Genomic DNA, 13,035 nt, shown 5'->3' with positions numbered 1-13,035 from the left:
ACGCCAGCGTCTCACGAACAGATGACCAAGCGCTTCAATGCACCAAAGTACAGGAGAGACGAAAACTACGAATCTCACTTGACAGTCATCATAGAAGGGTGGGCAAGTCCCTTGCCCGCGCGTTCAACCAGTGCTGGCGTCCAGGGCGCAGCTCTCCATGCCAGCTTGGGGATATAGATCCTGCTTTACCAGATACCTCACGGAACGGCGTTTGCGGGACGCGGACGCTGTTGACCGCGTGGGCGGGAGAACCTGCCCACGCTACAAATGCCATGCCGGTGCTTGTCTAGGGACATAGGTAACACCCTGTCTAGGGACATAGGTAACACCTGCCCAACTCCCTCATCCGCGCAACGACATAGGCCAACGCCACCGCAACATTGCCCACGCTGCAATAAACCCCGTCAAATCTGCCTGTCAAGCCTCCAAAACGGCTCTGTTGCAGTGCAACCTACAACGCCCTGTGATAAACTTTTGTGGTTTAAGCAGCGCCGCATGAGCGGTTGTTGTCGTAGAAGCTACGGCAACGTGCATGACGCACACTGGCTGCACCACTAACGGCCGCGCAAGCGGCATTGGTTTTTATGCCCCTGTCTCTTCCCGTATCGCGCTCGCTCCGGCATACGCGCGCCATCACTGTCGAAGCCTATGCGCGCGATGATGGCCTGTGGGATCTGGACGCCAGCATCCGCGACGTCAAAACCCGTGACATCCCGCTCGCTTCCGGCACCCGCCCGGGCGGCGCGCCTGTGCACGACCTCAAACTGCGCGTCACCATCGACCGCAACCTGACCATCGTGGATGCCGAAGCCGCGTCCGATGCCGTTCCGTATCCCGGTTTCTGTGAGACGATCGTCCCGGCCTACAAGAAGCTGGTCGGCCTGTCGCTGATGAACCATTTCCGGTTGCACCTGAAAGACCGCCTGTCGGGCGTGCTCGGTTGCACCCACCTGACCGAATTGGCCCAGGTGCTGCCTACCGCAGCGCTGCAAGCCTTTGCCGACGACGTGTTCGACACCCGCGGCGGCGCCGACGCGAATGGCAGTACGCACTCGGCCGAACGGCCCTTCGAGCTCGACCGTTGCCATGCGCTGCGCAGCGACGGACCCGCCGTGGCCACTTACTATCCCCGCTGGTCGATCAAAGCCGTGGCGGGTTAGCATTCGAAGTTTGTCATTTGTAGTTCAACCGTATTTCTAAATCAGTAATAGACGAAGGGAAGCCAGCATGAAAATCCATGAGTATCAAGGCAAAGAGATCCTCCGAAAGTTCGGAGTGACCGTTCCGCGCGGCATTCCGTGCATGTCGGTCGAAGAGGCGGTCAAGGCCGCTGAAGAACTGGGCGGTCCGGTCTGGGTCGTCAAGGCGCAGATCCATGCTGGCGGTCGCGGCAAGGGCGGCGGCGTCAAGGTCGCCAAGTCGCTGGAGCAGGTCAAGGAATACGCAGAACAGATCATGGGCATGCAGCTCATCACGCACCAGACTGGCCCTGAAGGCCAGAAAGTGCGTCGCCTGCTGGTCGAAGAAGGCGCCGACATCAAGAAGGAACTGTACGTCTCGATGGTCACCGACCGCATCTCGCAGCGCGTCGTGCTGATGGCCTCGTCGGAAGGCGGCATGGACATCGAAGAAGTCGCGCACAGCAACCCGGAAAAGATCCACTCGATCGCGATCGACCCATCGGTCGGACTGACCGACGCCGAAGCCGACGAGATCTCGACCAAGATCGGCGTGCCTGCCGAATCGCTGGCCGACGCCCGCGTGCAACTGAAGGGCCTGTACAAGGCGTACTGGGAAACCGATGCGTCGCTGGCCGAAATCAACCCGCTGATCCTGACCGGTTCGGGCAAGGTCATCGCCCTCGACGCGAAGTTCAACTTCGACTCGAACGCGCTGTACCGCCAGCCGGAAATCGTCGCCTACCGCGACCTGGACGAAGAAGATCCAGCCGAAGTCGAAGCATCGAAGTTCGACCTCGCCTACATCTCGCTCGACGGCAACATCGGCTGCCTGGTGAACGGCGCCGGCCTGGCCATGGCCACCATGGACACCATCAAGCTGTTCGGCGGCGAGCCGGCCAACTTCCTGGACGTGGGCGGCGGTGCGACGGCTGAGAAAGTCACCGAAGCATTCAAGATCATGCTGAAGAACCCTGGCCTGAAAGCCATCCTGGTCAACATCTTCGGCGGCATCATGCGCTGCGACGTGATCGCCGAAGGCGTGATCACCGCCTCGAAGGCCGTGTCGCTGCAGGTGCCGCTGGTTGTCCGCATGAAGGGCACCAACGAAGACCTGGGCAAGAAGATGCTGGCCGACTCCGGCCTGCCGATCATCGCTGCCGATACGATGGAAGATGCGGCCAAGGCCGTCGTCGCCGCTGCAGCTGGTAAAGCCTAATTAAGGAATAAACAAATGTCGATCCTGATCAACAAAGATACTAAAGTCATCACCCAGGGTATCACCGGCAAGACCGGCCAGTTCCATACCCGCATGTGCCGCGACTACGCGAACGGCAAAGCTGCCTTCGTCGCAGGCGTGAACCCGAAGAAAGCCGGCGAAGATTTCGAAGGCATCCCGATCTACGCCAACGTGTCGGAAGCCAAAGCCGCTACCGGCGCCACCGTGTCGGTCATCTACGTGCCGCCGGCAGGTGCAGCCGCTGCCATCTGGGAAGCCGTCGAAGCCGACCTGGACCTGGCAATCTGCATCACCGAAGGCATTCCAGTCCGCGACATGATGGCCCTGAAGGACCGCATGGCCAAAGCCGGCTCGAAGACCCTGCTGCTGGGCCCGAACTGCCCAGGCCTGATCACCCCGGACGAAATCAAGATCGGCATCATGCCGGGCCACATCCACAAGAAGGGCCGTATCGGCGTCGTGTCGCGTTCGGGCACCCTGACCTATGAAGCAGTCGGCCAGCTGACCGCACTGGGCCTGGGCCAGTCGTCGGCAGTCGGAATCGGCGGCGACCCGATCAACGGCCTGAAGCACATCGACGTGATGCGCATGTTCAACGACGATCCTGATACCGACGCGGTCATCATGATCGGCGAAATCGGCGGTCCGGACGAAGGCAATGCTGCCTACTGGATCAAGGACAACATGAAGAAGCCGGTCGTCTGCTTCATCGCTGGTGTCACCGCCCCTCCGGGCAAGCGCATGGGCCACGCCGGCGCGCTGATCTCGGGCGGCGCCGATACCGCGCAAGCCAAGCTGGACATCATGGAAGAGTGCGGCATCAAAGCCACCAAGAACCCGTCGGAAATGGCACGCCTGCTGAAGGCCATGCTGTAATACTGACGACCTTACGGTTGCCGAAAGCGGGGAGCGTAGAGCTCCCCGCTTTTTTTTCGCCGGCGATTTCCCGCCGCCGGTATGCGTGCCGGGAGCTGGCGTGACGAATTTGGTCTATGCATGACAAATTGCGTTACGTAAACTGTTCGAGTGACAAAAATTGCTGGCATCACATGACAAATTTTGTCACCGATCAAGCCAAAACTTGCGTTTTCAGGCCGTTTTGTTATCTCTGCACTAATAAAATCGACATTTTTGGGGCTGGCACACCGCTTGCATATATGAAAGCGTGGCACTAAGCAGTAACCCAAATTCACCCGACACACCACCTGGAGATACAAAATGAACTTCAAGCAAATTCAAGCTAAAAAAGCCCAAGGCGGCTTCACCCTGATCGAGCTGATGATCGTCGTCGCCATCATCGGTATCCTGGCTGCCGTGGCCATCCCTGCATACCAGGATTACATCGCCAAGTCGAAGGCAACCGCTGCCTACGCCGACATCTCGGCAGGCAAGACCGGCTACGAAATGGCTGTTGTTGAAAGCAGCGCTGACTCGGCTGAAACCTTCCTGGCAAAAGCTGGCCTGTCGGCAACCACCGGTAACTGCACCACTATCGCCGCAGCCGTGCCGACCGCCGAAGGTGGCGCTGCCCTGACCTGCACCATCGCCAACCCGGGCCGCCTGGCTGCCGATCCAGAAACCGCTCCGACCATCGCCCTGAACCGCAACGCTACCGGTGTCTACACCTGCGTCACCACCGGCTTCGCCGAAACCGACGGCTACAAGCCTGCAGGTTGCGACCTGGAAGCTGCTGACCCTGCTCCTGCTCCGTAATCACGTAATTGCATGAACGGCCGCGCAAGCGGTCAATAAAAAGAGACCGCCCCGGCGGTCTCTTTTTCGTTAACCCACCCGCTGTCCAGAAGCGGGCGCAGTGCTTACTGCTTCAGGTGCTTGTCCAGCCAGTTGATCACCGTGTGATGCCACTGCAGCGAGTTCGCCGGCTTGAGCACCCAGTGGTTCTCGTCCGGGAACACCAGCAGCTGGCTGTCGATGCCCTTGCGCTGCAGCGCGGTAAACGTCGACAGGGCCTGCGCCGTCGGGATCCGGAAATCGAGGTCGCCCTGGATCACCAGTATCGGCGTCTTCCACTTGTTCACGTGGTGAACAGGGTTGAAGCGCTCGTGGTTGTTCGGCACCGCGAAATAGGCGCCGCCGTTTTCCCAGTCGGTGAACCACTGTTCTTCGGTCGAATAGGCCATGCCGCGGCTGTCGAACACGCCGTCGTGATTCACCAGGCAGCGGAAGCCGTCGTTCCAGTTACCCGCGATCCAGTTCATCATGTAGCCGCCGTAGGACGCGCCCAGTGCGCAGCTGCGTCCGCGATCCAGCCACGGGAACTGCTTTACCGCCGCGTCCATTCCCTTGCGCAGGTCTTCCAGGGGTTTGCCGCCCCAGTCGCCGCTGATCGAATCGGTGAACTTCTGGCCGTAGCCGGTCGAGCCATGGAAGTCGATGAACACGGTGGCATAGCCCGCGCCCGCATACACCTGCGGATTCCAGCGATAGCTCCAGCCATTGCCGAAGCTGCCCTGCGGACCGCCGTGGACCAGGAAGGCGACCGGGTACTTCTTGCCGGCTTCCGCATTCCACGGTTTCATCACATGCCCGTAGACGGTGTCGCCGTTGGCGCCCTTGAAGCTGAACTGCTCGTACTGGCCCCAGCGCACATCCTTGAGGCGCTCGGCGTTGAGGTCGGTGAGCTGGGAAGGTAGGCCGCCCAGCTTCATCGAGAACAGCTGCGCGCCAGACGCCAGGTTGGCCTGGGTATAGGCGACGGTATCGCCGCGCACATCGAAGGCGCCGACCGCGCCCTTGTCGCTCAAGGCGGTGACCTTGCCGCCGGCGAGGTCGATCGAATACAGGCGATGCTGGCCGAGGTCTTCGGCGTCGACGATCAGGGCCTTGCCGTCGGCACGCCATTGCATGCTGCCCACCGAGCGGTCCCAGTCGGCCGCGAGTTTGCGCTTTTGTCCGGTCGCCACGTCCATCAGCATGATCTGGAAGCGGTCGGCCTCGAAACCCGGGCGCGCCATCGCCAGGTAGGCGAGAGTGCGGCCGTCGGGCGAATACACGCCCTTGGCGTCCCATGCCGGGTTGTCTGCCGTCAGGTTGCGCGGGACGCCGCCGGCGGCAGGCACGGTGTACAGGTCGAAATTGGTCGACCAGGCTTCGGTCTTGCCGGCCAAGCGCACCGAGAACACGATGGTCTTGCCGTCCGGGCTGAAGCGGAATTCCTCGCGGTCGCCGAACGGTTTCGAAGGCACGTCGCCGTCGAGCGTTCCGGACAGGCTGACCGGCGTGTCAAGCAGCTTGCCCTTGGCGTCCAGCGGCGCCGAGAACAGCACGGCGTTGCGGTGGTCGGCCCAGGTATCCCAGTGGCGCACGAACAGGCGGTTGTACAGCTTGCCGCTGGCCTTGTCCTTTTCCTTCGCTTCGGCGCGCGCCTTGGTGCAGGCCAGGTCCGCGCAGTCGCGGAACACCGACATGCTCATCGCGATGCGATCACCCGTTGGCGAGACGCGGAAACTGTCGACGTCGAGCGGAAGGTCGGTGACCTTGACCGGCTCGCCGCCGGAGACAGGCTGGCGCCAGACCTGCGAGGAGCCCGAGCGGCTCGACAGGAAGTAGACCGCATCGCCGGAGGCCGACCATTCCGGATCGGTGCTGTTCGATGCGTGGCTGGTCAGGCGTTGCGGCACCGGCTTGGCGGCGCGCAGGTCGACCATCCAGAGCTGCGTGTTGCCGCGGTTCTTGCTCATGTCCGTGCTGCGCACGGTGTAAACGACGCGGGTCGCGTCAGGCGACACGGCCGGGCTGCCCACCCGTTCCATGTTCACCAGGTCTTCCACGGTAAAGCCGCGCGGCGCGGCCATCGCGGTGGTGGCGGCCAGGGTGGCGGCCGCGATCGGCATCAGTTGCAGCACTTTCGGCAGCAAACTCGGCAAACGAAATTTCATGCTCCATCCTCGTTGTCATGTCAGCACGCGGCAGGGCGCCGCGCATAGGCGAGCAATTTACCATGTGACATGCTTGAAGACGGCGCCAGCCTGGGCGGATACCTAGACGATCTTCAGCCGGTCCGCGAGCAAGGCTTCATAGGTCATGTTCTGCAGCAGCGTGTAATGCACGGGGTCGAGGTCGACGAACTGCACGCCATAGCTGAATACGTCCAGCTTGTCGGGCCCCGCCTTGGCCACCGTGGTGTTCCGGATGGCGGCCAGCGTCTCGACCTGCACTTCCTGGTTGCTCGGCGGCGTCGTCAGCGTGAAGGTGAGTCCCACGACTTCGTTATCGGGAGGCAGCGGATGCTGGGAATCGATGCGCGCCCCGCTCACCGACACGTTGGTAAGGGAGCAGTCGATCGGCCGCGCGCCGCTGCCCATCGGGGTGACGCGCGCCGGAATCGCGGCCTTGACGCGCATGGCGCCGCGCAGGCTGGTGCCCTGGATCGATGTCGGGAAGGACAGGTGCAGATAGGACAGCGGACGCGGGAACACGCGCTCGACCGAGCACGCAAAAGAACAGACGTTCACGCCCGAGAATACCCTGACCGTGAGCGGGTCGCCCTCCGTGATCGAAATCGGCACGCCGTGTTCAAGCGGGATCTTGACGATGATGTACTCGTCCTTGACGTATCCGATCAGGGTCGAAAAATACTGGACCGGCTTGAACTGTCGGTGCGTCATCACCTGCAGGCGGACGCCGACCTGCAGGTTCATCGTCTCGAATTCGAATTCCTGCTGCTTGTGCTCCTGGACTGGGGCGCTATTCATTGCTTAGAAGATTGTTTCTGCAAGGAAATTGCAAAATATAATGATCATAGCAGCTAGTAAATGTCCGATGAGGGTAAAAGAGGGTATCGCGAAGGCTGGGACCGGCGCCAAGGCCGTCTCACGGAAATGTTGACGTCATGAAATCACTGTCGTAACCTCAACTCGATCGCCACTCACGACAGGAAAGCGCTATGGCCGAACGTCTTCGCCCCGACAACGGCATTCGTTCGGTGCAACGTGTCGCCCGCATCGGGGGACTGCTCTACCTGCTCATCATCGTCATCGGCGTGCTTGGCGAGGCGGTCATCCGTAACAGCCTCGTCGTCGCCGGCGATCCTGCCGCCACCGCCCTGCGCATCCTCGAGTCCGAATTCCTGTGGCGGGTGGGCATCGCCGGCCAGCTCTTGCTGCTGGTCTGCGCGGTCGCCTTGACGGCGATCTGGTACTTCCTGCTGCGGCCGGTGAACCGGCATCTGGCGGTAGCGGTGGTCTGTTTCGGACTGGTGTCGCTTGCGGTCGAAAGCCTGTGCGCACTGCAGCTGCAGGCGGCGCTCGATCCGCTCACCAGCACTGCCTTGGCGAAGGTCGCCAGCGCGGAACAGCGTTATGGCCTGAGCTATCTGGCCATCGTCGCACATGCCAGGACCTTCGGGGTCGCGCTGATTTTCTTTGGTGTGCAATGCCTGCTGGTGGGACACCTGATCCGCAAGTCCGGCTATCTTCCCGCAATGCTCGGCGTGGGGATGCAGGTCGTGGGCGCCTGCTATCTCGTCAACAGCTTCGCCATGTTCCTCGCGCCGGCAGTGCAGGGTGTCCTGTTCCCCGCGATCCTGCTGCCGGCCTTTCTTGGGGAGACTGCGATGTGCCTGTGGCTGCTGGTGAAAGGCGTGGACGTGGCGAGTTGGCATGGAAAGCAGCCCGTCCCGACGAGGTCGACACAACCGACACCTGGACATCGCAGCAAGTAGGCGCAAGCGTATCAATTCGAGGCAGATGTGAAGACCGCGAGTTCGACCCCAAGGCCTGGAGGCCCGCAGCATCACCGTCGGAACTTGATGCGATCTTCCGAAATGAAGAGTGACCAAAGTTGCGCAATATGCAATATTGTATTGACGCGAAAGTACGACAGCAAAAGACTGTCGCTTCGTCCAAAGCACTTCTACTTTGGAAGGACCAGAATGCCATGTATCCAAAAAACAAGGGTTTGCAGTTGATGCTCGTGGATCCTGATGATGACTTGCGCTTTTTACTCACGACTTTGCTGGAATTGACTGGTTGTCGGGTCGAAACGGCAAAAAATTGCACTGAAGCCTTTGCACGGATCGAAGAAATCCAACCGAGCGTGATCTTTACCGAGCTTCGCCTGGAAGACGTGACAGGTCTGGATTTCGCCAGGCGAGTTCGGTCAACGCGTTTGGTCAAGGATGCCTTGCTCGTTGCGTTAACTGGTCACTATTACCCGGGAATTGCGCAGGATGCTAGGGACGCTGGTTTTGACAGGTATCTACTCAAGCCAGTCCAGTATGACCAGATCCTGAATGTGCTGAGGTTCGCGACGGAAATACGTGACTGCAGCCTGAGCGCAGTGGGTTGCGCACCTCCGGCATTGAGCCAGCGGATGCACGGTCACTGGTGAGAAATCATGCAGCTGCCTAGCCCGGTTTCGATGTCATTGTCAATACATTTGAAGACATGTCGACTTTTAAACACTCTGTGCAAAATGGCACGGAATGTTGTTGACGATGCCACAGGACGCGCGCAGGATCGTTCGACGCTGAGGTCGCTACGCATTCCTGGCATGCACCCAGCGCACGCGATGTAAATGGCTTTTTACACACTAAAAGATTGGAAAAAGAGACATGAAACAAATCATTACCGCTCTTCCAGTTCGCAGCTTCGCAATGCTGTGCTCGGTCGCCGTGCTTGCGCTGGCTTCCAGTTCCGCCAGCGCAGCGCCGCCAACGCGTTACATCGTCGGTTTCAAGGCCGGCGCAGACAACGACGTCAACGCTGCGGTGATTCGCGCGCGTGGCAACGTCAAGCGCAAGATCCGCGGCATGAATGCCATGTCGGTCGAACTCGCTGCGGAGCAGGTCAACACGCTGCGCGCCGACCAGAACGTGTCGTACGTTGAGATCGACCCACCACGTTACCTTCCGTCGTCGGAGATGAGTGCCGACTACACGAGCGCGACTGAACGTAGCTCCGCGGCGAACCCGGCTTCCGGCAAGAATTACTACCTGGGTCAGGTTGTCCCTTACGGCATCACCATGACCCAGGCTGACCAATTGCCGAATGGCGCAGCCAAAGTCGGCAACCGGAAAATCTGCATCATCGATTCTGGCTACGACCGCAACCACGAAGACCTGAACAACAACGGCACCGTGACCGGCGAGTACGACCCGGGCACTGGCTGGTGGCACACTGACGAAAACAGCCATGGCACCCACGTCGCCGGTACGATCGCAGCAGTCAATAACAGCGGGGTGGGCGTGGTTGGCGTCATCCCTGTTCGTCAACTAAAGCTGCACATCGTCAAGGTCTTCGGGGCTGACGGCTGGGCTTATTCGTCCGAACTGGCTGATGCGGCGAACCGCTGCGGTGATGCCGGTGCGAACATCATCAGCATGTCGCTGAGCGGACCCGAACCAAGCAGCACCGAGCAGGCCGCGTTTGATGCGCTGGCCGCCAAAGGCATCCTCTCCTTCGCTGCTTCCAGCAATGCCGGTACTACTGCGCCACGCTGGCCGGCGGGATACCAGAGCGTGGTCTCGGTCGGCGCGCTCGACAGCGACAAAAAATGGGCGACGTTCTCGAACTTTAACCCGAAGGTCGAGCTGTCGGCGCCAGGCGTACGCGTCCTGTCGACCGTGCCGATGGGTACCGCACTGGTGTCATCGCTCACTGTTGGCGCAACCAGCTATGCAGCAGGCTCGGTGACCGGATCGCCACGCGCGACCGTTACCGCGCCCCTGGCCGACTTTGGCTTCGGCGGCACGATTAACTCGGCAATGGCCGGCAAGGTCTGCCTGATTTCCCGCGGCGCGGGCCTTGCTTTCGGCGTCAAGGTGGCAAACTGCCAGGCCAGTGGCGGCGTGGGCGCCGTCCTGTATAACAACGTAGCAGGTAGCATTAACCCGACCTTGGGCACGACTGTAACGGCAATCCCTTCCGTTGCGGTATCGTTGGCCGAAGGTACTGCAATGTTGGCGCAGGTAGGTCAGGCTGCCACAGTATCGGTGAAGGTCGGAAACTATGCATATTTCGACGGCACCTCCATGGCCACGCCGCACGTTTCTGCCGTCGCTGCCCTGGTGTGGAGTTACTTCCCTAACTGCAGCGCTGCGCAGATCCGCAATACGCTGGCCAAATCGGCAGAGGACTTGGGCGCAGCAGGACGGGACGACAAGTACGGCTATGGTTTGGTCCAGGCAAAGGCTGCTTACGACCGTATCGCTACCATGGGTTGTAACAACTGAGCACCTAGCGCAAAGCACGAACGGCCTGGTCTGATGTTTGACCGGGCCGTTTTTCATTCAAAAACATGACCCGCTCGGCGTCGCGCTTCGCCCGGATTCCCATAAAAACCAGGAGCTTACACGTCCGCAGTCCAATCTCCGCTCTTCCCCCCATGCTTCTCCAGCACCCGCACATTGGTCATCACCATCCCGCGGTCGACCGCCTTGCACATGTCGTAAATGGTCAGCAAGCCAATCTGCACCGAAGTGAGCGCTTCCATCTCCACGCCGGTCTTGCCGATGGTCTCGACCTGCGCCCGGCAATGCACGCTGCTGGCGGCTTCATCTACTTCGAAATCCACCGCCACCCGCGTGATCGGCAGCGGATGGCACAGCGGCACCAGGTCGCTGGTGCGTTTCGAGGCCATGATGGCCGCAATGCGCGCGATCCCGATCACGTCGCCCTTCTTGGCGTTGCCCGACTGGATCAATGCCAGCGTTTCGGGTTTCATGCGGATGGTGCCGGCGGCGACGGCGATGCGGTGGGTGTCCTGCTTGGCGCCGACGTCGACCATGTGGGCCTGGCCGGTTAAATCGAAATGGGTCAGTGGCGAAGATGGAGAGCTCATTGCAGGGAAAAATTAGGGGTGGATTAAAGTGTTTTGCTGGGCAGCAGGGCGGCTGCGGATAAGGTTATGATAGCACTGTGAAATATGCTCCCCGCCCAGCATCGGCGCGCCGCTGGCGCCCTGCATTGACCGCCCTGGCCCTGTCCATGGCGGCCGCGTTCGCCATTGCCGCTCCCGGCGATCCCCAGAAAAAGCCCGACAACAACCGCCTGCCGACACTCGGCGACGCGGCGCGGCAAGACCTGTCGCCGGTGGTCGAGCGCAAGCTGGGCGAGGAAATCATGCGCGACGTCCGGCGCGACCCCGCCTATCTCGACGACGATCCCATCACCGAGTACCTGAACAACCTCGGCAACGCGCTGGTCGTGGCGGTGCCCGGCGCGCGCGGCGAGACCAATGCCGACTTCTCCTTCTTCGCCATGCGCGACCCGAACCTGAACGCGTTCGCGCTGCCGGGCGGCTTCATCGGGGCGCACACGGGGCTGATCGTCGCGGCCCAGAACGAATCCGAGCTGGCCGGCGTGATGTCGCACGAGATCGGCCATGTCTCGCAGCGCCACATCGCCCGCATGCTTGGGCAGCAGAAGCAGGACGTGCTGCTGCCGCTGGCGGCGATGATTTTGGCGGCGCTGGCCGCGCGCACCAGTTCCGACGCCGCAATGGGCGTGCTGATGGGCGGCCAGGGCCTGGCCGTGCAGCGCCAGCTCAATTTCAGCCGCGACGCCGAGCGCGAGGCGGACCGGGTCGGCTTCCAGATCATGAGCGCGGGCGGCTACGACACCACCGGTATCGTGGGCTTCTTCAAGCGCCTGCAGACCGCCACCAAGATGTATGGCGACATCCCTGCCCACATGGCGAGCCTGAGCAGCCACCCGTTGACGGCCGAGCGCATCACCGACATGCAGGCGCGCATTCGCGAGATCCCGAAGAAGCCGCGCGTCGATAACCTCGACTTCCAGCTGGTGCGCGCGCGTGCGCGCGTGCTGCAGGACGAAAGCGTCGGCGGCCGGCGCGACACCAGGCATGCGTTCGAGACCCAGCTCAAGGAAGGGCATCGCCACCTGCAGGCCGGCGCCCAGTACGGACTGGCCCTGCTGGCGCTGCGGCAGGGGAATACGCTTGATGCGCAGTCCTGGCTGGACAAGGCGCGCACGACCGTCAAGCCGAAAGAAGGCGTGTTTTCCAGCGAATCGCATGCCGGCGACGGCGCTACGATGTTCACCGGGCTGGCGCTCGAGATCAAGCTCGCGCCCGGCCAGCCGGCAGCCTTGGTGCAGCAGGCCGTGCAGGATGCAGACCAGGCGCGCCAGCGCTATCCGCTGTCGCGGGCGCTGGCACGCCAGTATGGCGAGGCGCTGATCGCCGGCGGCAAGCTGGAAGAAGCGACGCGCTACCTGCGCGACCAGACCCAGCTCTACCGCGAAGAGCCGAAGCTGCACGACATGCTGGCCCGGGCCTATGCCAAGCAGGGGAAGATCGCCCTGCAGCACATGGCGCTGGCCGAATCGTATGTGGTGGCGGGCGCGCTGCCTGCGGCGGTGGCGCAGCTTGAGCTGGCGCGCAAGGCGGGCGATGTGTCGTTCTACGACCAGTCGGTCATCGATGCGCGCGAGCGCGAGCTCAAGGCGCGGCAGAAGCTGGAGAAGGAAGAAGAGAAGGAGCGCTAAGGCGGGACGGGGTATCCGAATAGTCGAGGATCGTAGGGTGTGTAAGAGCAAAGTAGTAATGTCCGGTTCTAGCAAAGTAGAAATGTCCGATTTTGCTAGATAGCTCATGCTGTCGACTCTGAATAATCTGGAGTCGACGGTGAGCAAA

At 61.4% G+C, this 13,035-nt stretch carries 11 protein-coding genes; 8 read left to right on the top strand and 3 right to left on the bottom strand.

What is annotated here, in order from left to right:
* Positions 1-584: 584 nt before the first annotated feature.
* From AC56LR_RS21260 to AC56LR_RS21245, 4 genes are all read left to right on the top strand, one after another.
* Complete coding sequence (locus AC56LR_RS21260; protein WP_497133424.1) at positions 585-1,160, top strand: DUF2889 domain-containing protein; 576 nt, start codon at positions 585-587, stop codon at positions 1,158-1,160.
* A gap of 67 nt (positions 1,161-1,227) precedes the next feature.
* Positions 1,228-2,397 (top strand): ADP-forming succinate--CoA ligase subunit beta, encoded by a 1,170-nt coding sequence (gene sucC, locus AC56LR_RS21255; RefSeq protein ID WP_497133422.1) that lies wholly within the window; start codon positions 1,228-1,230, stop codon positions 2,395-2,397.
* A gap of 15 nt (positions 2,398-2,412) precedes the next feature.
* A complete protein-coding gene (gene sucD, locus AC56LR_RS21250; RefSeq protein WP_497133420.1) occupies positions 2,413-3,294 on the top strand; it encodes a succinate--CoA ligase subunit alpha in 882 nt (293 codons plus the stop codon).
* Between the two features lie 342 nt (positions 3,295-3,636).
* The gene (locus tag AC56LR_RS21245) at positions 3,637-4,131 is read left to right on the top strand and encodes a pilin (RefSeq protein ID WP_497133418.1); all 495 of its coding nucleotides are present in this window, start codon (positions 3,637-3,639) and stop codon (positions 4,129-4,131) included.
* 104 nt (positions 4,132-4,235) lie between these two features.
* On the opposite strand, the gene AC56LR_RS21240 is transcribed toward AC56LR_RS21245, so the two are convergent.
* Together AC56LR_RS21240 and AC56LR_RS21235 are read right to left on the bottom strand one after the other, a co-directional pair.
* Positions 4,236-6,272: a S9 family peptidase gene (locus tag AC56LR_RS21240; RefSeq protein ID WP_497133428.1), complete on the bottom strand. Its 2,037-nt coding sequence runs from the start codon at positions 6,270-6,272 to the stop codon at positions 4,236-4,238.
* 147 nt (positions 6,273-6,419) lie between these two features.
* Positions 6,420-7,133, bottom strand: a complete 714-nt coding sequence (locus AC56LR_RS21235) for a flagellar brake protein (RefSeq protein WP_497133416.1) — start codon at positions 7,131-7,133, stop codon at positions 6,420-6,422.
* Positions 7,134-7,324: 191 nt separating this feature from the next.
* Here AC56LR_RS21235 and AC56LR_RS21230 point away from each other — a divergent pair, with 191 nt between their 5' ends.
* The 3 genes from AC56LR_RS21230 (at position 7,325) to AC56LR_RS21220 (ending at position 10,612) form a co-directional block, all read left to right on the top strand.
* On the top strand, positions 7,325-8,101 hold the full coding sequence (locus tag AC56LR_RS21230) for a DUF4386 domain-containing protein (RefSeq protein ID WP_497133414.1): 777 nt from the start codon (positions 7,325-7,327) through the stop codon (positions 8,099-8,101).
* A gap of 215 nt (positions 8,102-8,316) precedes the next feature.
* Positions 8,317-8,769, top strand: coding sequence for a response regulator (locus tag AC56LR_RS21225; RefSeq protein WP_497133412.1), 453 nt, complete (start codon positions 8,317-8,319; stop codon positions 8,767-8,769).
* Between the two features lie 223 nt (positions 8,770-8,992).
* Positions 8,993-10,612: a S8 family serine peptidase gene (locus AC56LR_RS21220; RefSeq protein WP_497133411.1), complete on the top strand. Its 1,620-nt coding sequence runs from the start codon at positions 8,993-8,995 to the stop codon at positions 10,610-10,612.
* 116 nt (positions 10,613-10,728) lie between these two features.
* Here the strand turns inward: AC56LR_RS21220 and moaC are convergent, their stop codons facing one another.
* Positions 10,729-11,220: a cyclic pyranopterin monophosphate synthase MoaC gene (moaC, locus tag AC56LR_RS21215; RefSeq protein ID WP_497133409.1), complete on the bottom strand. Its 492-nt coding sequence runs from the start codon at positions 11,218-11,220 to the stop codon at positions 10,729-10,731.
* A 146-nt stretch (positions 11,221-11,366) separates the two neighbouring features.
* Here moaC and AC56LR_RS21210 point away from each other — a divergent pair, with 146 nt between their 5' ends.
* Positions 11,367-12,887 (top strand): M48 family metalloprotease, encoded by a 1,521-nt coding sequence (locus AC56LR_RS21210; protein ID WP_497133426.1) that lies wholly within the window; start codon positions 11,367-11,369, stop codon positions 12,885-12,887.
* Positions 12,888-13,035 lie beyond the last annotated feature (148 nt).

This window comes from Telluria sp. ZT3P39 (assembly GCF_059685935.1).
The sequence above is the reverse complement of the archived record's forward strand: the minus strand, read 5'-3'. Positions and strand labels throughout refer to the sequence as shown.

What these genes read in the sequence shown, in the direction of transcription:
- AC56LR_RS21260 (WP_497133424.1), top strand. Translation starts at nt 585, where the DNA reads ATGCCCCTGTCTCTTCCCGTATCGCGCTCGCTCCGGCATACGCGCGCC.
- sucC (WP_497133422.1), top strand. Translation starts at nt 1,228, where the DNA reads ATGAAAATCCATGAGTATCAAGGCAAAGAGATCCTCCGAAAGTTCGGA.
- sucD (WP_497133420.1), top strand. Translation starts at nt 2,413, where the DNA reads ATGTCGATCCTGATCAACAAAGATACTAAAGTCATCACCCAGGGTATC.
- AC56LR_RS21245 (WP_497133418.1), top strand. Translation starts at nt 3,637, where the DNA reads ATGAACTTCAAGCAAATTCAAGCTAAAAAAGCCCAAGGCGGCTTCACC.
- AC56LR_RS21240 (WP_497133428.1), bottom strand. Translation starts at nt 6,272, where the DNA reads ATGCCGATCGCGGCCGCCACCCTGGCCGCCACCACCGCGATGGCCGCG.
- AC56LR_RS21235 (WP_497133416.1), bottom strand. Translation starts at nt 7,133, where the DNA reads ATGAATAGCGCCCCAGTCCAGGAGCACAAGCAGCAGGAATTCGAATTC.
- AC56LR_RS21230 (WP_497133414.1), top strand. Translation starts at nt 7,325, where the DNA reads ATGGCCGAACGTCTTCGCCCCGACAACGGCATTCGTTCGGTGCAACGT.
- AC56LR_RS21225 (WP_497133412.1), top strand. Translation starts at nt 8,317, where the DNA reads ATGTATCCAAAAAACAAGGGTTTGCAGTTGATGCTCGTGGATCCTGAT.
- AC56LR_RS21220 (WP_497133411.1), top strand. Translation starts at nt 8,993, where the DNA reads ATGAAACAAATCATTACCGCTCTTCCAGTTCGCAGCTTCGCAATGCTG.
- moaC (WP_497133409.1), bottom strand. Translation starts at nt 11,220, where the DNA reads ATGAGCTCTCCATCTTCGCCACTGACCCATTTCGATTTAACCGGCCAG.
- AC56LR_RS21210 (WP_497133426.1), top strand. Translation starts at nt 11,367, where the DNA reads ATGGCGGCCGCGTTCGCCATTGCCGCTCCCGGCGATCCCCAGAAAAAG.